The organism is Streptomyces sp. McG3 (genome assembly GCF_018619185.1).
Taxonomy (GTDB): Bacteria; Actinomycetota; Actinomycetes; order Streptomycetales; family Streptomycetaceae; genus Streptomyces.
The window spans coordinates 1-23,019 of record NZ_JAAXYC010000116.1; the positions used below are offsets into that span (position 1 = coordinate 1).

Annotated in this window: 4 protein-coding genes; all 4 read left to right on the plus strand. The window is 73.9% G+C overall.

Annotation, left to right across the window (positions count from 1 at the left end):
• The coding region (locus HET64_RS19735; protein WP_215107424.1) for a beta-ketoacyl reductase at nt 1-1,047 on the plus strand (1,047 nt) is incomplete at its 5' end.
• A gap of 28 nt (nt 1,048-1,075) precedes the next feature.
• Complete coding sequence (locus HET64_RS19740) at nt 1,076-10,639, plus strand: type I polyketide synthase (RefSeq protein WP_215107426.1); 9,564 nt, start codon at nt 1,076-1,078, stop codon at nt 10,637-10,639.
• A 101-nt stretch (nt 10,640-10,740) separates the two neighbouring features.
• The gene (locus HET64_RS19745) at nt 10,741-15,663 is read left to right on the plus strand and encodes a type I polyketide synthase (RefSeq protein ID WP_374105564.1); all 4,923 of its coding nucleotides are present in this window, start codon (nt 10,741-10,743) and stop codon (nt 15,661-15,663) included.
• A gap of 94 nt (nt 15,664-15,757) precedes the next feature.
• On the plus strand, nt 15,758-23,019 hold a 7,262-nt coding region (locus HET64_RS39665; protein ID WP_308370221.1), incomplete at its 3' end, for a type I polyketide synthase.

The following is a 23,019-nucleotide window of genomic DNA, read 5'->3' on the forward strand; positions in this document are numbered from 1 at the left end:
GGGGCACTCGACACCCTGACCGCCGAGCAGGTCGAGCGGGTGCTGCGGCCCAAGGTCGACGCCGCCGTCAACCTCGACGAGCTCACCGCCGGAGCCGACCTGGCCGCCTTCGTCCTCTACTCCTCCGCCTCCGGTGTCGTCGGCACACCGGGCCAGGGCAACTACGCGGCGGCCAACGCCTTCCTCGACGGGCTCGCCGAACGCCGGCGTGCACGCGGCCTGGCGGGGCAGTCCCTGGCCTGGGGACTCTGGGAGCAGGAGAGCACCCTCACCGCACACCTGGGGGACAGTGACCGCGCCCGCATGGAGCGCACCGGGGTCCGCGCGCTCACCTCGGAGGAGGGCCTCGCCCTCTTCGACGCGGCACTCGCCACCGACGAGGCCCTCCTCGTACCGCTCCACCTCGACCTCGGCACGCTGCGGACCCGAGCCGCCTCCGACGGCGAACTGCCGCCCCTCTTCCGCGGACTGGTCCGCGCCGCCGGCCGGCGTACGGTCGCGGGAGAGGCGGACACCTCGGGCGCCGAGGCACTGCGCCGCCGCCTCGACGCGGCCGGCGAGCCCGAGCGCCGAAGGCTGATCGTCGAACTCGTCCGGCAGCAGGCCGCCGCGGTCCTTGCGCTGCCGGAGGCCGCCCAGGTCGAGATCGAACGCCCCTTCCGGGAGGCGGGCTTCGACTCACTGACCGGCGTCGAACTGCGCAACAAGCTGGGTGCGGCAACGGGCGTACGGCTGTCGCCCACGGCCGTGTTCGACCACCCCACCCCGGCGGCGCTCACCGAACACCTGCTGGAACACCTGGCCCCCGACGGGGGAGCGCAGGCCGTGCCCCGCCTCCTGACGGAGCTGAACCGGCTGGAGCAGACCCTCAAGTCCCTCGACGTGGACGCCACCGCCCACACCGAGGTCACCCTGCGGCTGCGCACCCTGCTCTCCCAGTGGGACACCAAGGCGGCCCCGGCCGCCGACGACTCCGCCGAGGATCTGCGCTCGGCCACCGACGAGGAGCTGTTCGGCTTCCTCGACGACGAACTCGAAACCCCGTGACGCGGTCCAGGACAGGTGAGAAGCGATCATGACCACCAACGAAGAAAAGCTTCGTGACTACCTCAAGCGGGCCACCACCGATCTGCGCCAGGCCCGGCGTCGTATCACCGAGCTCGAGGAACGCGACCACGAGCCCATAGCCATCATCGGCATGGCCTGCCGCTACCCGGGCGACGTGACGTCCCCCGAGGACCTGTGGCGACTGGTCGCCGACGGCCGCGACGCCGTGTCCGGCTTCCCCACCGACCGCGGCTGGGACCTCGACGCGCTCTACGACCCCGAGCTGCGCAATCCCGGGACCAGTTACGTCCGGGAAGGCGGTTTCCTCCACGAGGCCGCCGCGTTCGACGGTGAACTGTTCGGCATCTCCCCGCGCGAGGCCCTCGCGATGGACCCCCAGCAGCGCATCCTGCTGGAGACCACCTGGGAGGCCGTCGAGCGCGCGGCGATCGACCCGGCCCACCTCAAGGGCTCCGACACCGGCGTCTTCATCGGCGCCGGGCACCCCGGATACGGCGTCACCTTCGGCCAGAGCGACCTTCCCGACGGCGTCGAGGGCTACTCGATGACCGGCAAGGCCGCCAGCGTCGTCACCGGCCGGATCAGCTACACCTTCGGCCTCGAAGGTCCGGCCGTCACCGTCGACACCGCGTGCTCCTCGTCGCTCGTCGCCCTGCACCTGGCCGTCACCGCTCTGCGCAAGGGCGAGTGCTCCCTCGCCGTGGCGGGCGGCGTCACCGTCATGCCCACCCCGGAACTCTTCGCCGAGTTCAGCCGCCAGCGCGGCCTCGCCACCGACGGCCGCTGCAAGGCGTTCGCCGCTTCCGCCGACGGCACCGGCTGGGCGGAAGGCGTCGGCGTCCTCCTGGTGGAGCGCCTGTCGGACGCTCGCCGCAACGGGCACCACGTACTGGCGGTGGTGAGGGGCTCCGCCGTGAACCAGGACGGTGCGTCCAACGGGCTCACCGCCCCCAACGGGCCCTCGCAGCAGCGCGTCATCCGCCAGGCCCTCGCCAACGCCGGCCTCGCCTCCCACCAGGTCGACGCCGTCGAGGCGCACGGCACCGGAACCACCCTCGGCGACCCGATCGAGGCGCAGGCCCTCCTCGCCACCTACGGCCAGGGCCGCGACCCCGAGAACCCGCTGTGGCTGGGCTCGTTGAAGTCCAACATCGGCCACTCACAGGCCGCCGCGGGCGTCGGCGGTGTGATCAAGATGGTCATGGCGCTGCGCAACGGCACCCTGCCGAGGACCCTGCACATCGCCGAACCGACCCCCCGCGTCGACTGGGACGCGGGAGCCGTCGCCCTGCTCACCGACCCCCGCCCCTGGCCGGCCGGCGACGAGCCCCGCCGCGCGGGCATCTCCTCCTTCGGTGTGAGCGGCACCAACGCCCACGTCGTCATCGAGGACGCCCCCGCCGAGACACCGGACGACGCCCCCGCCGCACCCGACGCGGACCGGGACCACCGGCCGACGGACACCCTCCCCTGGGCGGTCTCCGCCGCCGGCCCCAAGGCCCTGCGCGCCCAGGCCGCCCGTCTGCTCGACCACCTCACCGACCACGAACGTCCCTCCGAGGAGGTCGCCCGCGCCCTGCTCACCACGCGGGCTTCGCTGGGCCACCGCGCCGTTGTCGTCGGCACCCGGCCGGACGACCTGCTCCGAGGCCTGCGGTCCCTCGCCGACGGCACGCCCGATCCCCGGGTCACCGAGGGCACGGCAGCCGACGGCTCGCCCAACCCTGTGTTCGTGTTCCCGGGGCAGGGTGCGCAGTGGTCGCGGATGGGACTGGAACTGGCCGATGCCTTCCCGGTGTTCGACAAGTCGCTGCGCGAATGCGCGGACGCCCTTGCGCCGTTCGTGGAGTGGGATCTGCGGGTGGAGTTGGCCGGGGATCTGGCTCGGGTCGATGTGGTGCAGCCTGCTTCGTGGGCGGTGATGGTGTCGCTGGCCCGGTTGTGGGAGTCGTTCGGTGTGGTGCCGGCCGCGGTGGTGGGTCACTCGCAGGGGGAGATCGCTGCGGCGGTGATCGCGGGTGCGTTGTCGTTGGAGGATGCTGCCCGGATCGTTGCGGAGCGCAGCCGGGTGATCGGTGAGCGTCTCGCCGGCCGGGGCGGCATGGCGTCGATCGCGTTGCCCGCCGCGACGGTACGGGAACGAGTGGCGGGGTTCGGTGACCGTCTGGCGGTCGCCGCCGTCAACGGGCCGTCCTCCACGGTGGTTTCGGGTGAGCCGTCCGCGTTGGACGAGTTGCTGACGGCCTTGGAGGGTGAGGAGGTACGTGTCCGGCGTATCGCGGTGGACTACGCCTCGCACTCCTCCCACGTCGAGTCGATCCGCGAGGAGCTTCTGGACGTTCTGGCCCCGATCGCGCCGCGTTCGGCGACGGTGCCGTTCTATTCCACGGTCACCGGCGGCCTGCTCGACACCCAGCAGCTGGATGCCGCCTACTGGGTGCGGAATCTGCGGCAGACGGTCGAGTTCGAGGCGACGACGAAGGCGTTGATTGCCGACGGGCTCACCGCCTTCGTGGAGTGCAGCGCCCATCCCGTCCTCGCCGTGGGTGTGGAGGAGTCCGGCGCGTCCACCGTGGTCGGGTCCCTGCGTCGGGACGACGGAGGCGCTCAGCGGTTCGTGACGTCGCTGGCGCAGGCCTTCACCCACGGCCTTCCCGTCGACTGGTCCACGCTGATCGGCCAGGGGCCCGTCGCGGACCTGCCCACGTACGCCTTCCAGCGGCGGTCCTACTGGCTGGCCCACCGCCCGCCCACCGCCACAACCCCACGCGACGCGGCCGAGGACGACTTCTGGGACGCCGTCGAGCGCGAAGATCTGCCCGCGCTCGCCACCGCGCTCGACCTCGACGGAAACGACCTGCGCGATCTGCTGCCCGCCCTGGCCGGCTGGCGGCACCGCAGCCGTGAGCAGTCCGAGACCGACTCCTGGCGCTACCGGATCGCCTGGAACCCGCTGGCCGACCCGGGCACGGCACGGCTGGAGGGGCACTGGATCATCGTCTCGCCCGACGCCGCCGGACCCCAGGTGTGGCACGAGGCCGCCCAGCGTGCGCTGCGTGACGCGGGCGCCCGGGTCACCCTCCTCACCCCCGACGCCGCAACGGCCGACCGGCACATGCTCGCCGCCGCCCTGCGCGCCGCAGCGGGCGACGGCCCTGTCAGCGGCGTCCTCTCGCTGCTGGCGCTCGACGGGCGGACGCACCCCGGGCAGACCACCCTCACCACCGGCTACGCCGCTTCCCTCGCCCTGATCCAGGCCGTCGCCGACAGCGAGCTCGGCACGCCGCTCTGGTGCGCCACCCGAGGCGCCGTCGGAACCCGTCCCGACGAGCCACCGCTCGATGCCGCCCAGGCCCAGCTGTGGGGTCTCGGACGCGTCGTCGCCCTGGAACAGCCGCGGCTGTGGGGCGGGCTCGTGGACCTGCCGGAGCAGGCCGACTCCGCCGCGCTGCGGCTCCTCGCCACCGCGCTGTCCGGCCGCGACGGGGAGGACCAGCTCGCGCTCCGGGCCACCGGACTCCTCGCCCGCCGCATGCTGCGGGCACCGCTCGGGGGCGCCGTCCCGCCGCGTACCTGGCGGCCCGAGGGCACCGTCCTCGTCACCGGCGGCACCGGCGCCCTCGGTACGCACATCGCGCGGTGGCTCGCCCGCAACGGGGCCCCGCACCTCCTCCTGCTCAGCAGGCGCGGACCGGACGCACCCGGCGCGGCCGAACTCATCGCCGAACTGGCCGAGTCGGGCACCCGGACCACCATCGCCGCCTGCGACATCGCCGACCGCGACGCCCTCGCAGCCGAGCTCGCCCGCATCCCCCAGGAGCTGCCGCTCAGCGCCGTGTTCCACACCGCCGCCGTCCTCGACGACGGCGTGGTCGACGCCCTCGACGCCGACCGGATCGAGCGGGTGCTCAGGGTCAAGACACGTGGCGCGGACAACCTCCACGAGCTGACCCGGGACCGCGACCTCACCGCCTTCGTCCTCTTCTCCTCCTTCGCCGCCACGTTCGGCACCCCCGGCCTCGGCAACTACGCACCGGGCAACGTCCACCTCGAAGCCCTCGCCGAACAACGCCGTGCGGCCGGGCTCCCCGCCACCGCCGTCGCCTGGGGAACCTGGGCCGGTGCGGGCATGGCCGAGGGCGCGGTCGGCGACCGGGCGCGCCGGCACGGCGTGTTCGCGCTCGACGCCGAGCCCGCCACCCGGGCGCTCCAGCAGATCCTCGACCACGACGAGACCTGCCCCGTCGTCATCGACATGCGGTGGGACCGCTTCGCCGTGGTCTTCACCTCCGAGCGGCCCAGCCACCTGCTCGACGAGATCCCCGAGGCCCGCCAGGCGCTCGCCGAGGCCGCCCCGGCCGCCGTCGCGGAGGACGAGCAGGAGGCGTCCGAACTGGTCGGCCGGCTCGCCGCGCTGCCCGAGGGCGACCGGCGCCGCGAACTCACCGAGCTGGTACGCCGCAACGCCGCGCTCGTCCTCGGCCACGACGACCCCGCCTCCGTCGACGAGAGCCGCGCTTTCCGGCACCTCGGCTTCGACTCGCTCACCGCCGTCGAACTGCGCAACCGCCTCAACACCCTCACCGGTCTGCGCCTGCCCGCCTCTCTCGTCTTCGACTACCCCACCCCCGCCGGGCTCGCCGCCCATCTGTACGCGGAACTCCTCGGCGACGCCGCCGAGCCGGTCGCCGCCGTCCAACAGGGGGGTGCCGCGGACGACGAGCCCATCGTCGTCGTCGGGATGGCCTGCCGGTTCCCCGGCGGTGTGGGCTCCCCGGAGGAGCTGTGGCAACTCGTCGCCGGTGAGGGCGACGCGATCTCCCCGCTGCCGTCCGGCCGGGGCTGGGATGCCGACGCGCTCTACGACCCCGACCCGGCGGCTACCGGCAAGAGTTACGTACGCGAGGGCGGGTTCCTGCACGACGCCGACCGGTTCGACCCGGAGTTCTTCGGGATCTCGCCGCGCGAGGCCCTCGCGATGGACCCCCAGCAGCGGCTGCTGCTGGAGACGTCCTGGGAGGTGCTGGAGCGGGCCGGGATCGACCCCACCTCGCTCAAGGGCACGCGCACGGGCGTCTTCGCCGGGATGACCCACCACAACTACGGTGCCACCCACCCCGCCCTGCCCGTCCCCGAGGGGCTGGAGGGCTACCGGATGACCGGCAGCACCACGAGCGTCGCCTCGGGCCGGATCGCCTACACCTTCGGCCTCGAAGGCCCGGCCGTCACCGTCGACACCGCGTGCTCGTCGTCCCTGGTCGCCCTGCACCTCGCCGTGCAGGCGCTCCGTCAGGGCGAGTGCACCATGGCCCTCGCCGGCGGCGTCACCGTCATGTCGTCGCCCGCCGCCTTCACCGAGTTCAGCCGCCAGCGCGGCCTGGCCCCCGACGGCCGCTGCAAGGCGTTCGCCGACGCCGCCGACGGCTTCGGACTCGCCGAGGGCATCGGCATGCTCCTCGTGGAGCGCCTCTCCGACGCCCGCCGCAACGGTCACCGCGTGCTGGCGGTGGTGCGGGGTTCGGCCGTGAACCAGGACGGTGCGTCCAACGGGCTCACCGCCCCCAACGGGCCCTCGCAGCAGCGCGTCATCCGCCAGGCCCTCGCCAACGCCCGCCTGGCGGCGGACGACGTGGACGCCGTCGAGACCCACGGCACCGGCACGAAGCTCGGCGACCCGATCGAGGCACAGGCACTCATGGCCACCTACGGCCGTGACCGGAATCCCGTACAGCCGCTGCTGATCGGCTCGGTCAAGTCGAACATCGGGCACACACAGGCGGCGGCGGGCGTCGCCGGCGTCATCAAGATGGTCATGGCGATGCGGCACGGGGTACTGCCCCGCACGCTGCACGTGGACGAGCCCTCCTCCCACATCGACTGGTCGCAGGGCGCGGTCTCGCTGCTGACGGCGGCGGAGCCCTGGCCCGAGACCGGACGCCCGCGTCGCGCCGGCGTCTCCTCCTTCGGTATCAGCGGCACCAACGTGCACGTCCTGTTCGAACAGCCCGCACCGGCCGACGAGGTCTCCGCCGTGCCGGCCACCGACCCCGCCGGCACGCCGCACGGAGCCGTCCCCCTGACGCTCACCGCCGGCTCCGACCACTCCCTGCGCCGACTGGCGCACCGTCTCCACGCACACATCGAGAACCACCCCGACGACGCCCCCCTCGCCGTCGCCGGCGCACTGCTGCGCTCCCGGGCACGGCTGGAGCGCCGCGCGGTGGTGGTGGGGGCGGATCGTGCGGCTCTGCTGTCCGGTCTGGCCTCGGTCGCGGAGGGTGAGCCGCACGCGGCGGTCGTCACCGGCACGCCGAGCGGCCCGGAAAAGCCGGTGTTCGTGTTCCCGGGTCAGGGTGCGCAGTGGTCCCGGATGGGACTGGAACTGGCCGATGCCTTCCCGGTGTTCGACAAGTCGCTGCGCGAATGTGCCGATGCGCTTGCGCCGTTCGTGGAGTGGGATCTGCGGGTGGAGTTGGCCGGGGATCTGGCCCGGGTCGATGTGGTGCAGCCTGCTTCGTGGGCGGTGATGGTGTCGCTGGCCCGGTTGTGGGAGTCGTTCGGTGTGGTGCCGGCCGCGGTGGTGGGTCACTCGCAGGGGGAGATCGCTGCCGCGGTGATCGCGGGTGCGTTGTCGTTGGAGGATGCTGCCCGGATCGTTGCGGAGCGCAGCCGGGTGATCGGTGAGCGTCTCGCCGGCCGGGGCGGCATGGCGTCGATCGCGTTGCCCGCCGCGACCGTGCGGGAACGAGTGGCGGGGTTCGGTGACCGTCTGGCGGTCGCCGCCGTCAACGGGCCCTCTTCCACGGTGGTTTCGGGTGAGCCGTCCGCGTTGGACGAGTTGCTGACGGTTCTGGAGGGTGAGGAGGTACGTGTCCGGCGTATCGCGGTGGACTACGCCTCTCACTCCTCTCACGTGGAGTCGATCCGCGAGGAGCTTCTGGACGTCCTGGCGCCGATCGCGCCGCGTTCGGCGTCGGTGCCGTTCTATTCCACGGTGACCGGTGGTCTGCTCGACACCCAGCAGTTGGACGCCGCTTACTGGGTGCGGAATCTGCGGCAGACGGTCGAGTTCGAGGCGACGACGAAGGCGTTGATTGCCGACGGGCTCACCGCGTTCGTGGAGTGCAGTGCGCATCCCGTTCTTGCCGTGGGTGTGGAGGAGTCCGGCGCGTCCACCGTGGTCGGGTCCCTGCGCCGTGATGACGGAGGCGCTCAGCGGTTCGTGACGTCGCTGGCGCAGGCCTTCGTCCACGGACTGCCCGTCGACCTCGGCTCCCTGGTGGCCGCTCCGGGTGACACCGTCGATCTGCCCACGTATCCGTTCCAGCGCAGTCGTTTCTGGCTGGAGGCGGGTGAGCTGCCGGCGTCGGCGGGTGGGTCGCGGGACGAGGTGGAGGAGCGGTTCTGGGAGGCCGTCGAGCGCGAGGACCTGGAGTCGCTGGCGGTTTCGCTGGACCTCGACGGTGAGGATCTGCGGCCTCTGCTTCCGGCTCTGGCGTCCTGGCGGCGGGCCGGCCGTCAGGAGTCCGTGATCGACTCCTGGCGCTACAAGACCGCCTGGCGGCCCCTCACCGACCTCGGCGACGGATCGGCCCTCTCCGGAACCTGGCTCGTCGTCTCACCAGTGGCCGAGCGGGAGGGGACGACACCCGCTCTCGTGCGGGCCCTGGAGGACAGGGGAGCGGTCGTCCGTCTGCTGGAGGTGTCCGCCGGGGACACCGACCGCGCCGCACTGGCCACCCGGATCTCCGAAGCGGCCGACGAGGACGTGCCGTTCTCCGGCGTGGTCGCCCTGTGGGGCCTGGACGACGCCCCGCACCCCGACTTCCCCGCTCTGACGGTCGGTTCGCTCGGGAGCCTCGCTCTTCTGCAGGCGCTCCACGACCTCGGCACCGAGGCCCCGCTGTGGCTCCTCACCCGTGACGCCGTGGCCGTGTCGGACACGGACGGGCTCTCCGGCGCCGCGCAGGCCCAGCTCTGGGGCTGGGGCCGCGTGGCGGCTCTGGAGCACCCCAAGCTGTGGGGCGGGCTGATGGACCTGCCGACCGTGGTGGACGAGCGGGCACTGCGGCTCGCCGTGGGTGCGCTGGCCGCGCCCCCGGGCGAGGACCAGCTCGCCGTCCGGGCCGCCGGAGTGTTCGGCCGCCGTCTCGTGCGCTCCACGCTCGGCGGCCGGACGCCGGGCCGCACGTGGACGCCGCGCGGCACCGTACTCGTGACCGGTGGCAGCGGTGGCATCGGCGGGCACCTCGCGCGCTGGCTGGCGCGCGGTGGTGCCGAACACCTGGTGCTGGTCAGCCGGCGCGGCAAGGACGCGATCGGTGCGCCCCAACTGGCCTCCGCCATCGAGGAGCTGGGCGCCCGGGTGACGTTCGCCGCGTGCGACATCGCCGACCGCGACGCCCTCACCGCCCTGGTGCGGGAGGTCGAGGCGGACGGGCCACCCGTCACCGCCGTCGTACACGCCGCGGCCCACATCGAACTGGGCATGCTCGCGGACACCACCCCTGGCACGCTCTCGGAGATCTGCCGCGCCAAGGTGCTCGGCGCCGAGAACCTGGACGCGCTCTTCGCCGAGCGCGACCTCGACGCCTTCGTGCTCTTCTCGTCGATCGCCGGCTTCTGGGGCAGTGGTGACCACGGCGCCTACGCCGCGGCCAACGCCCACCTGGACACGCTCGCGGAACGCCGCCGGTCGCGGGGGCTGCGTGCCACGTCCGTCGCCTGGGGCATCTGGGACGCGGCGAACGACTGGGACGAGCGCAACACCGAGATGCGCGCGCTGAAGAACGAGAAGTCCAGCCGGCACGGACTGCCGCTGCTCGACGCGGACGCGGCGTTTACCGCACTGCGACGCATCATCGACCACGACGAGACGGTGGTGGCCGTCGCCGACGTGGACTGGGAACGCTTCGTCGCACTGTTCACCATGGCCCGGCAGTCCGCACTGCTCGGGGAGGTGCCCGAGGCCGCGCGTGCGCTGGCGGCCCCGGAGGAGGAGGCCGCGCCCGCCGTGGGCGGCGACCTCGCCCGGCGGCTCGAAGGCCTCTCCCGTCCCGAACAGGACCACTTCCTGCTGGAGTTGGTCCGTGCCCAGGCGGCCGCAGTGCTCGGGCACGGTCCGCAGGCGGAGTCCGTCGACGCCGGACGGGCGTTCCGGGAGATGGGCTTCGACTCGCTGACGGCGGTCGAACTGCGCAACCGGCTCGCCGCCACGACCGGGCAGAAACTGCCCGCCACGCTGGTGTTCGACCATCCGTCGCCCGTGGCGCTCGCCGAACGGCTGCGCGTCCTGCTGCTGCCGGACGACGCCTCGGCCCAACCGCTCGCCCTGGTGCGGTTCGGCGACTTCGAGACCGCGCTGGCGGCTGCCCCGCCCGACTCCGCCACCAGGCAGCAGCTCGCACGGAGGCTCCAGGGTCTGCTGTGGAGCTGGTCCGAGGGCGACGGCGGTCCCGCGGCCGGTGACCCCGCTGCCGCGCAGCAGGACGACACGGCCCCGGTGGACGTCGCCTCGGCATCCGCCGACGAACTGTTCGACCTGATCGACAGGGGACTGGGCGCCTCATGACCGAGACGCACCCCGCCCCCCAACGACCCGAACGCCTGACTGGAGAGCCCACGATGTCGAACACGTCCACGCCGGCCGACGAGCGGAAACTCCTCGACTACCTGCGGAAGGTCACCACCGACCTCCAGCAGACCCAGCAGCGGCTGCGCGAAGCCGAGTCCCGTGACCACGAGCCGATCGCCGTCGTCGCCATGGCCTGCCGCTTCCCCGGCGGCGTACGCGGCCCGGAGGACCTGTGGCGACTGGTCAGCGGGGGCGGCGACGCGATCACCGCCTTCCCCGCAGACCGCGGCTGGGACCTCGCCGCGCTGCACGACCGGGACGCCGACCGGGAGGGCACCACCTACGTCACCCAGGGCGGTTTCCTCGACGGCGCCGACCGGTTCGACCCGGGGCTGTTCGGCATATCGCCGCGCGAGGCGCTCGCCATGGACCCGCAGCAGCGGCTCGTCCTCGAAACGGCCTGGGAGGTGTTCGAACGCGCCGGCATCGACCCGCTGTCCCTGCGCGGCCAGAGCGTCGGCACGTTCGTCGGCGCGAACCCGCTGGACTACCGCTCCGGTCTGACCACCGTGCCCGAGGGCTTCGAGGGGCACCTGCTGACCGGCGGCGCGGCGAGCGTGGTCTCCGGCCGCATCGCCTACGCCTTCGGCCTGGAAGGGCCCGCCGTCACCCTCGACACCGCCTGCTCGTCCTCGCTGGTCGCCCTTCACCTGGCCGTGCAGGCGCTGCGCCGTGGCGAGTGCGAACTCGCCGTGGCCGGTGGCGTCGCGGTCATGTCGACGCCCGCCGAGTTCGTGGGCTTCAGCCGGCAGCGCGGGCTGTCCGCCGACGGCCGCTGCCGGGCGTTCTCCGAGGACGCCGACGGCATGGGCCTCGGCGAGGGCGTCGGGCTCCTGCTGGTGGAGCGGCTGGCCGACGCCCGGCGCAACGGCCACGAGGTACTCGCCGTCGTGCGCGGCTCCGCCATCAACCAGGACGGCGCCTCCAACGGGCTCACCGCGCCCAGCAGCCCCGCCCAGGCACGCGTCATCGAGGCGGCGCTGGAGGACGCCCGGCTGGCCCCCGACCAGATAGACGCCGTCGAGGCACACGGCACCGGCACGAAGCTCGGCGACCCGATCGAGGCACAGGCGCTGCTCGCCACCTACGGACGGAACCGCCCCAGGGAACGGCCCCTGTGGATCGGCTCGCTCAAGTCGAACGTCGGCCACGCCCAGGCCGCCGCGGGGGTCGGCGGCGTCATCAAGACCATCCAGGCGATACGGCACGGTGTGCTGCCGCGCACCCTCCACACCGCGCGGCTCACCTCAGAGGTCGACTGGTCCGACGGTTCGGTCGCCCCGCTGACCGAGAACCTGCCCTGGCCCGACCGGGACCGGCCGCGCCGCGCCGGTGTCTCCGCGTTCGGCATGAGCGGCACCAACGCCCATGTGATCCTCGAACAGCCGGACCCGGCGGCCGGCTCCACGCCCGCCGCCGGGACGAGCGAGGAGCCGGCCGCCGCCACCGGCAGGGCCCTCGCCTGGGTGGTGTCCGGTGCCACCGAGGCCGCCCTGCGCGACCAGGCCGCCCGGCTGCACACCTTCCTCGGCGACCGCCCCACCACGGACCCCGCCGCCGTGGCCCGGTCCCTCGCCACCGGCCGGGCCGACCTGGACCACCGGGCTGTCGTCGTCGCCGGGCCGGACACCCTCCTCGAAGGGCTCGCCGGCCTCGCCGCAGCGGGCGCCACCGCGGGCGCCGCCGTCGCCACCGGGTCCGTACGCGAGGGCGCCGCACGCCCCGTCTTCGTCTTCCCCGGGCAGGGCGCCCAGTGGTCCGGCATGGCGCTGGCCCTCGCCGACGCCGAACCCGCCTTCGCCGCCTCCCTGCGCGCCTGCGCGACGGCGCTGGAACCCCACGTCGACTGGGACCTGTTCGCCGAACTGGGCGGCCCCCTCGACCGGGTGGACATCGTGCAGCCCGCCTCCTGGGCCGTCATGGTCTCGCTCGCCGAACTGTGGCGCGCGCACGGGGTGGAGCCCGCCGCCGTCGTCGGCCACTCGCAGGGCGAGATAGCCGCCGCCGTCGTCGCCGGCGCGCTGTCCCTGGAGGACGGTGCCCTCGTCGTCGCCCGGCGCAGCCGCGTCATCGGCCGCAGCCTGGCCGGCCTCGGCGGCATGGCCTCCCTGGCGCTCGGACGCGAGGACACCGAAGAACGCCTCCGGCCCTGTGCCGACCGGCTGGGGGTCGCGGCCGTCAACGGCAGCCGCGCCACCGTCGTCTCCGGCGCCCCCGACGCGATCGCCGAACTCGTCGCCGGCTGCGAGGCCGACGGGGTGCGCGCCCGCGTCGTCCCCGTCGACTACGCCTCCCACTCCCCGCAGGTCGAGGCCGTCCGGGACGAACTCCTCGACGAACTCGCCGGGATCACGCCCCGCGCCTCACGGGTGCCGTTCCACTCCACCGTCGACGCCCGCGCCCTCGACACCACCGCCCTCGACGCCGCCTACTGGGTCCGCAACCTGCGCGGGACCGTGGAGTTCGCCCAGGTCACCCGGCAACTCGTGGACGCCGGCCACACCCTCTTCGTGGAGACCGCCGCCCATCCGGTGCTCTCCCTCGCCATCGAGGAGACCGCCGGCCCCGACATCGTCACCGTCTCCTCCCTGCGCCGCGACGACGGCGGTCACGACCGCTTCCTGACCTCCCTCGCCGAGGCGTACACGCACGGCGCCACCGTCGACTGGACGCCCGCACTCCCCGGCACCGGCACCACGCCCCTGCCCACCTACGCCTTCCAGCACAAGCGCTACTGGCTGGAGCCGGAGCCCGTCGCGCACACCGCGGCGCCGCCCGCGGACCGTGCGGAGGCCCACTTCTGGGAGGCCGTCGAACGGGGCGACCTGTCCGCCGTCACCGAGACCCTGCGCCTCACCGACGGAGCCGGACTGCCCGAGCTGCTGCCCGCCCTGGGAGCCTGGCGGCGCACACGCCACGAGCGGGCCACCGTCGACGCCTGGCGCTACAAGACCGCCTGGCGCCCGCTCGCCCCCGCCGCCAACGCCCCGGCGCTCACCGGGACCTGGCTCCTCGTCGTGCCCGAGGAACACGTGGCCGCACCGTTCGTCGCCGCGACGCTGCGAGGGCTGGAAGCCTCCGGCGCCGAAGCGCACCTCCTGCCGGTCGCCGCCGCCGACGCCGACCGGGGCAAGCTCGCCGCCCGCCTGCACGAGGCCGTCGGTGACGGCTGGGACCTCACCGGCGTGCTCAGCCTCTGGTCCCTCGACGGCTCCCCGCTGCCCGGCAGCCCGACGCTCAGCACGGCCACCCTCGGCACCCTCGCCGTGCTCCAGGCCCTCGCCGACACCGACGTCACGGCCCCCCTGTGGTGCGTCACCCGCGGCGGCGTCGCCACCGACGACCACACCCCCGCCGACCCCGTACAGGCCGAACTGTGGGGCATGGGCCGCGTCGCCGCACTGGAGAACGCCCGCCTGTGGGGCGGCCTCGTCGACCTCGCCCCCGACACCGACGACACCACCGCCGTCACCGAGATCACCGCAGCGCTGCGCCGCACCGACGCCGAGGACCAGATCGCCGTCCGCGGCGGGCGCCCCCTCGGCCGGCGGATGGTCCGCGACCTCGCCGCCGACCGCACCCCCGTCCGCGACTACAAGCCGCGCGGCACCGTCCTCATCACCGGCGGCACCGGCGCCCTCGGCAAACTCCTCGCCCGCTGGCTCGCCCGCAACGGCGCCGAACACCTCGTCCTCACCAGCCGCCGAGGCCCCGACGCACCCGGTGCCGACACCCTCGAAGCAGAACTCACCGGCCTCGGCGTCCGCGTCACCATCGCCGGCTGCGACATCGCCGACCACGACGAACTGGCCGCGCTCGTCGCCCGGGTCGAGGCCGACGGCCCGCCCGTCACCGCGGTCGTCCACACCGCCGCCCACATCGACCTCGGCCCGCTCCTGGAGACCACCGTCGAGGAGTTCGAGAGCGCCTACCACGCGAAGATCCGCGGCGCCCGGAACCTCGACCGCGTCTTCGAAGGCCACGACCTCGACGCCTTCGTGCTCTACTCCTCCATCGCCGCCTTCTGGGGCAGCGGCCTGCACGGCTCCTACGCCGCGGCCAACGCCCACCTGGACGCCCTGGCCCAGCAGCGGCGCGCCCGCGGGCAGACCGCGGCCTCCCTCGCCTGGGGTGTGTGGCGGCCCGTGGACATCCAGGAGAGTTACGCCGCCGAACGCATGGCCATCAGCGAACGCGCCCAGGCGCAGGGGCTGCCGTTCCTCGAACCCGACCTCGGCATCGAGGCGTTCCGCCAGGCGGTCGACCACGACGACGTCAACGTCGCCCTCGCCAACATCGAATGGGACCGCTTCGTCTCCCTCTTCACCATGGCGCGCCCCACCCGCCTCCTCGACGACCTGCCCGAGGCCCGCGCGGCCCTGGAGCGGATCGCGGAGAGCGAGAAGCGCACCACGGACGACGCCGAGGAGTCCCACACCCTGCGTGAGAAGCTCTCCGCGCTCACCGCGGAGGAGGCCGACCGCCACCTCCTCGACCTGGTGCGCGAGCACGCCGCGGCCGCGCTGGGCCACGACGGCCCCGGCGAGGTGCTGCCCGCCCGCGCCTTCCGGGACCTCGGCTTCGAGTCGCTCACCGCCGTCGAACTGCGCAACCGCCTCAGCCGCGCGACCGGCCTGCGACTGCCCGCCGGGCTCGTCTTCGACCACCCCACCCCGGCCGCGGTCGCCGTGCTGCTGCGCGCCGAGCTCCTCGACGACGGACCCGCCACCACCGAAGCCCTGCACGCCCAGCTCGACCGCCTGGAAACCGTCCTGGCCCGACTCGACACCGACACGACCGAACGCGCGCCCGTCACCGCACGCCTGCGCGCCCTCCTCGACCGCTGGACCGCCGACGAGGGAGCACAGGACGACGGGCCCGCCTCCGTAGCCGAGCACCTCGAAGCCGCCAGTGACGAGGAGATGTTCGAGTTCATCCGCCGGGAGTTCGGCCGCTCCTGAGCGGCCCCCGACCCGCCGGGCGGGAGCTCCCCCGCCCCGCCCGGCGCCCATACCTGCCGACCGCTACACCGTGAACGACTCGTGGGAGACACCAGTGGCCAACAGCGAGAAGACGCTCCGTGACTACCTCAAGTGGGTGACCGCGGACCTGCACGAGACGCGTCAGCGCCTGCGGGACGCCGAGGACGCCGCCCACGAGCCCATCGCGATCGTGGGCATGGCCTGCCGCTTCCCCGGCGGCGTCAGCTCCCCCGAGGACCTGTGGCGGATGGTCGAGGACGGCGTCGACGCCGTCTCCCACCTCCCCACCGACCGCGGCTGGGACGTCGAGGGCCTCTACGACCCCGACCCCGACGCCCCCGGCAAGACGTACGTCCGCGACGGCGGCTTCCTCTACGACGCCTCCCGGTTCGACGCGGGCCTCTTCGGGATCTCGCCGCGTGAGGCGCTGGCGATGGACCCGCAGCAGCGGCTGCTCCTGGAAACCTCCTGGGAGGTCTTCGAACGGGCCGGACTCGACCCCACGGGCGTACGGGGCCGCCGCATCGGCACCTTCATCGGCGGCAACCGCCCCGACTACGCGGCGCACCTCGGCACCGTCCCCGACGGCGTCGAGGGACACCTGCTGACCGGCAGCAACTCCAGCGTCACCTCGGGCCGCATCGCCTACACCTTCGGCCTCGAAGGCCCCGCCGTCACCCTCGACACCGCGTGCTCCTCCTCGCTCGTCGCCCTCCACCTCGCCTGCCTCGCCCTGCGGCACGGCGACTGCGGCATGGCCCTCGCCGGCGGCTCCGCGGTGCTGTCCACGCCCGAGGGATTCGTCGCCTTCAGCCGCCAGCGCGGCCTGTCGAAGGACGGCCGCTGCAAGGCGTTCGGCGCCGGGGCGGACGGCCTCGGGCTCGCCGAGGGCATCGGCGTGCTGCTGCTGGAGCGCCTCTCCGAAGCCCGCCGCAACGGGCACCGGGTCCTCGCGGTGATCCGTGGCTCCGCCGTCAACCAGGACGGTGCGTCCAACGGCCTGAGCGCCCCCAACGGCCCCGCGCAGCAGCGCGTCATCCGCGCGGCGCTCGGCGACGCCCGGCTCACCACGGCGGACGTCGACATGGTCGAGGCCCACGGCACGGGCACCCCGCTGGGCGACCCGATCGAGGCGCACGCCCTCATGGCCACCTACGGCCAGGGCCGCCCCGCCGGCCGGCCGCTGCACCTGACCTCCTACAAGTCCAACATCGGCCACGCGCAGGCCGCCGCCGGCGTCGCCGGGGTGATCAAGACGGTCATGGCGCTCCGCCACGGCGTGCTGCCCCGGACCCTGCACGCCGAGGAGCCGTCACCGCACATCGACTGGACCGCGGGCGACGTCTCGCTGCTCACCGAGTCCCGCCCCTGGCCGGAGACCGGCGAGCCGCGCCGCGCCGGCGTCTCCTCGTTCGGCATCAGCGGCACCAACGCCCACATCATCCTGGAGGAAGCCGAGACGGAAGCGGCCGAGGCGGAGCAGGCCGCGAGCCCCGACGCCGGGCCCGAGCGGGACGCGACAGCCGTTACGGGCGCGGCGACGCCCGAGGAGTCCGCGGCCGGACAGACCGGGCCGGAGCAGACCCGGGCCGCAGCGGAGGAGACCGCCGGGTACCAGCCGCCCGTCACCCCCGCCGTGGTGCCCTGGACCGTCTCCGCGAAGAGCGCGGACGGACTGCGCGCCCAGGCCGGCCGCCTGCTGGCCCACCTGCGCGAGCACTCCGCGCTCGCCCCCGCCGACGTGGCCGCCGCCCTGGCCACCACCCGCGCCGCCCTCGAACACCGCGCCGTCGTGGTCGCCGGCGACCGTACCGAACTGCTCGCCGGACTGGAGGCCGTCGCCTCCGGCACCGCGGCCGCCGGAACCGTCGTCGGCATCGGCGCCGTCGCCGACAAGGCGGTCTTCGTCTTCCCCGGGCAGGGCGCCCAGTGGTCCCGCATGGGACTGGAACTGGCCGCGCGGTTCCCGGAGTTCGACCGGTCGCTGGGCGACTGCGCGGACGCGCTCGCCCCGTTCGTCGAGTGGGACCTGCGCACCGAACTCGCGGGCGACCTCGCCCGGGTCGACGTCGTCCAGCCCGCCTCCTGGGCGGTGATGGTCTCCCTCGCCCGCCTGTGGCGGTCCTTCGGCGTCACCCCGGCCGCGGTGGTCGGCCACTCGCAGGGCGAGATAGCCGCCGCCGTCGTCGCCGGTGCGCTCTCCCTGGAGGACGGCGCCCGCGTCGTCGCCGAACGCAGCCGGGTCATCGGGCAGCGGCTCGCCGGCCGGGGAGGCATGGCCTCCGTCGCCCTCCCCGCCACGACCGTCCGCGAGCAGATCGACGGTTACGGCACCCAGCTGGCCGTCGCCGCCGTCAACGGACCCTCCTCGACCGTCGTCTCCGGCGAGCCCGACGCCCTCGACGCGTACCTCGCCGCCCTCACCGCACAGGACATCCGGGTCCGCCGCGTCGCCGTCGACTACGCCTCGCACTCCTCCCACGTCGAGTCGATCCGCGACGAACTCCTCGACGTGCTCGCCCTCGTGGCCCCCCGCACCGCCGAGGTGCCGTTCTACTCCACGGTCACCGGCACCGTCATCGACACGAACGGGCTCGACGCCGCCTACTGGGTGCGCAATCTCCGGCAGACCGTCGAGTTCGAGACCGCGACCCGCGCCCTCCTCGCCGACGGCTACACCGGCTTCATCGAGTGCAGCGCCCACCCCGTCCTCACCCTCGGCCTGTCCCAGACCGCCGACGCGACCGCCGCCGACATCGCGGCCGTCGGCTCGCTCCGGCGCGGCGAGGGCGACGCCGAGCGGTTCGTCACCTCCCTCGCCGAGGCGTCCGTCCAGGGCCTGCGCGTCGACTGGACCCCGCTCCTCGCCGGCGCCGCCCCCGTCGCCGACCTGCCCACCTACGCCTTCCAGCGCACCCGCTACTGGCTGGAGAACATCGACCCCGAGACCGCCGAGGCCGTCGGCGCCGCCGACATCGTCGAGGCCGGATTCTGGGACGCCGTCGAACGCGAGGACCTCGAAGGGCTCGCCCACACCCTCGAACTCGACGCCGACCGGCTGAGCGACCTGCTCCCCGCCCTGTCGGCATGGCGCACCCGCAGCCGCGAGCAGTCCGCCGTGGACGCCTGGCGCTACCACCTCACCTGGCAGAACCTCCCCGAGCCCGGCGACGCCCCCCGCCTCGACGGCACATGGCTCCTCGTCGTACCGCAATTCCCGGCCGGTCCGGACACCGGCGACGACGCCCCGCACACGGAAGCGGATGCCGTCGCCCACTGGGCGGACGCCTGTGCCCGCGCCCTGACCGAGGCCGGTGCCGAGGTCGTCCGGCTCGACGCCGACTGCTCCTCCGCCCACCACGGCCTCACCGGCCCCCTCGGCACCGCACTCGCCGACGCGCCCCCGATCGCCGGTGCCCTCTCGCTCCTCCCGCTCGACCAGCGGCCCCACCCCGACCACCCGGCCCTTGGCCGCGGCACCCTCGCGACCCTGGCCCTCCTCCGCGACCTGGGCCGGCACTCCCACGACGCACCCCTGTGGAGCGCCACCCGCGGAGCCGTCTCCACCGGCGCCGACGACCGGCTGCCCCACCCCGAACAGGCCCCCGCCTGGGGTGTCGGACGCGTCGCCGCACTCGAATACCCGGAGCGCTGGGGCGGCACCGTCGACCTCCCCGAGACCGCCGACACCCTCGCCCTGCGCCGCCTCACCGCCGCGCTCGCCCGTACCGACGGCGAGGACCAGCTGGCCGTCCGGCCGTCCGGACTGCTGGCCGCCCGGCTCGTCCGCGCCCCCCGCCCCGACCGCCCGGCACCGGCCTGGCGGCCCGAGGGCACCACCCTCGTCACCGGCGGGACCGGCGCGCTCGGCGCCCACCTGGCCCGCCTGCTGGCCCGCGAGGGGGCAGAACACCTCGTCCTCACCAGCCGCCGCGGCGCGGACGCCCCGGGCGCCGCCGAGCTGGCACGCGAACTCGCCGAGTCGGGCGCCCGCGTCACCCTCGCCGCCTGCGACGTGGCGGACCGCGACACCCTCGCCGGCCTGCTGGACGGCCTCGCCACCGACGGCGAACGGCTCACCGCCGTCTTCCACACGGCCGGCGTCGTCGACGACACCATCATCGACACCCTCACCGCCGAGCGCGCCGAAGGCGTCGCGCGGGCCAAGGCCCTCGCCGCCCGCCATCTGCACGAACTCACCCGCGGATCCGGACTGTCGGCGTTCGTCCTCTACTCCTCCTTCGCCAGCGTCTTCCCGAGCACCGGCCAGGCCAACTACGCGGCTGCCAACGCCTACCTGGACGCCCTCGCCACCCACCGACGTGGCCTCGGCCTGCCCGCGACCTCCGTCATGTGGGGCTCGTGGGGCGGCGGCGGACTCGCCGACGGAGAGATCGGCGAACGCCTCTGCGCGCAGGGCGTGCCCCCCATGGACCCCGGCACGGCCGTCGCCGCGCTCGTCCGCGCCCTCGCCGAGGGAGACACCGTCGTCGGAGTCGTCGACATCGACTGGGCCCGGGTCGCCCCCACCGCCGTCTCCGTACGCCCGTACCCGCTGATCACCGGCGTCCCCGAGGCCCGCAGGGCCATCGCCCCCACCAGCGGGGCCGACACCGCGGACAGCGGCGGCAACGCCCTCGCCGAGCGGCTCGCCGGACTCGACCGGCCCGCCCGCGCCCGCGAACTGCTGCGCCTCGTCCGCGAGCAGTCCGCCGCGGCCCTCGGCCACTCCGACCCCGACGCCGTTCCCGCGGGCAGCCCGTTCCGCGACCTCGGCGCGGACTCCCTCATCGCCGTCAACCTGCGCAACGGCATCGCCCAGGCCACCGGCCTGCGCCTGCCCGCCACCCTCGTCTTCGACCACCCCACACCGGCGGCCCTGGCCCGCCACATCGAGGAGCAGCTCTTCGCCGACGACGCCCCGGACAGTTCCGGCCCCGCACCAGCGGCCCTCGTCGCCGCCGACGAGCCGGTCGCGATCGTCGGCATGGCGTGCCGGCTGCCCGGCGGTGTCACCACCCCGGAGGAGCTGTGGCGGCTCCTCGCGGACGGCACCGACGCCATCGCCCCCTTCCCCGACAACCGGGGCTGGGACGTGGACTCGCTCTACGACCCGGACCCGGACGCTCCGGGGAAGTCGTACGTGCGTGAGGGCGGGTTCCTTTACGACGCGGCGGAGTTCGACGCGGGGTTCTTCGGGATCTCGCCGCGTGAGGCGTTGGCGATGGACCCGCAGCAGCGGCTGCTCCTGGAGACGTCCTGGGAAGCGATGGAACGCGCGGGCATCGACCCCGCCGCCCTGCGCGGCAGCCTCACCGGCGTCTACGTCGGGGCGGGCCACCGCGGTTACGTCACCAGCCTCGGCCAGCTCCCCGAGGGCGCCGAGGGCTACACGATGACCGGCAACGCCTCCAGCGTCATGTCCGGCCGGATCGCCTACACCTTCGGCCTCGAAGGCCCGGCCGTCACCGTCGACACCGCGTGCTCGTCCTCACTGGTGGCGCTGCACCTCGCAGCGCAGGCCCTCCGGCGCGGCGAGTGCGGTATGGCCCTCGTCGGCGGCGTGGCGGTCATGCCCGACGCCGAGGTGTTCGTCGAGTTCAGCCGGCAGCGCGGTCTGTCGCCGGACGGGCGGTGCAAGGCGTTCGCCGCTTCCGCCGACGGTACGGGCTGGGCGGAGGGTGCGGGCGTCCTGCTCGTCGAGCGTCTCTCGGACGCCGTCCGCAACGGCCACCGGGTACTGGCGGTGGTACGGGGCTCCGCCGTGAACCAGGACGGTGCGTCCAACGGGCTCACCGCCCCCAACGGCCCTTCCCAGCAGCGCGTCATCCGCCAGGCCCTCCTCGACGCCGGCCTGACCACCGGTGACGTGGACGCCGTCGAGGCGCACGGCACCGGCACGAAGCTCGGTGACCCGATCGAGGCGCAGGCGTTGCTGGCCACGTACGGCCAGGACCGTACGGACGGGGATCCGCTGTACCTGGGTTCGCTGAAGTCCAACCTCGGCCACACCCAGGCGACCGCCGGCATCGCCTCCGTCATGAAGATGGTCCTCGCGATGGACCATGGCCTGCTGCCGCGGACGTTGCATGTGGAGGAGCCGTCGCCGGAGGTGGATTGGGCTTCGGGTGCGGTGGAGTTGTTGGTGAGTGAGCGTGGGTGGCCGGAGACGGGTCGTCCGCGTAGGGCGGCGGTGTCCGGCTTCGGTATCAGTGGGACGAACGCGCATGTGGTGTTGGAGCAGGCGCCGGTGTCGTCGGATCTGGCGGAGCCGGGGCCGGAGGCGGTGTCCGGGGTGGAGCCGCCCGAGTCCGCTGGTGCTGTGGTGCCGTGGGTGGTGTCGGCGCGTTCCGAGGCCGCGTTGGTGAGTCAACTGCGGCGCCTGGCGGATCACTTGGATGCGCGGCCTGGTGTGGGTGCGGTGGATGTGGGTGCGTCGTTGTTGGGGCGTGCGGATCTGGATCATCGGGTGGTGTTCGCGGGGCGTGACCGGGAGGCCTTGCTGTCCGCTGTGGTGGCGGGTCCGGGTGCGGCTGCGGGTGTGGCGGTGAAGGACGGCCGGGTGGGGTTCCTGTTTGCGGGTCAGGGGTCTCAGCGGGTTGGTATGGGCCGGGAGTTGGCTGCTGCTTTTCCGGTGTTCGGTGGGGTGTGGGAGGAAGTCTGGTCGTTGTTGGGGTTGTCGCCGGATGAGGTGGTGGTGGAGCGGACGGGGTGGGCGCAGCCTGCGTTGTTTGCTTTTGAGGTGGCGTTGTTCCGGTTGGTGGAGTCGTGGGGTGTGCGGCCGGAGGTGGTGGCGGGTCATTCGGTGGGGGAGATCGCTGCGGCTCATGTGGCGGGTGTGTTGTCGCTGGGTGATGCGGTGCGGTTGGTGGAGGCGCGTGGTCGGTTGATGCAGGGGTTGCCGGAGGGTGGGGTGATGGTTGCTGTCGCTGCCCCGGAGGCCGAGGTTGCTGAGGCGATCGCCGCTCACGCGCGTGCGGGTCTTGTGTCGGTGGCGGCGGTGAACGGTCCGTCGTCGGTGGTGGTGTCGGGTGCGCGGGATGTGGTGGAGGAGGTTGTTGCCGGGTTCGTCGAGCGGGGTGTGCGGGTGCGGCGGTTGCGTGTGTCGCACGCGTTCCACTCGCCGTTGATGGAGCCGATGTTGGGTGAGTTCCGGCAGGTGCTGGAGCAGCTGGCGTTCCGTGTTCCGTCGGTTGATTTTGTGTCGACGGTTGGGGGTGGTGGTGATGTCGGGTCGGTGGAGTATTGGGTGCGGCATGCCCGTGCTGAGGTGCGGTTTGCTGATGCGGTGGGGGAGTTGGAGGGGCGTGGGCTGACGGCTCTGGTCGAGATCGG

What these genes read in the sequence shown, in the direction of transcription:
- HET64_RS19740 (WP_215107426.1), top strand. Translation starts at nt 1,076, where the DNA reads ATGACCACCAACGAAGAAAAGCTTCGTGACTACCTCAAGCGGGCCACC.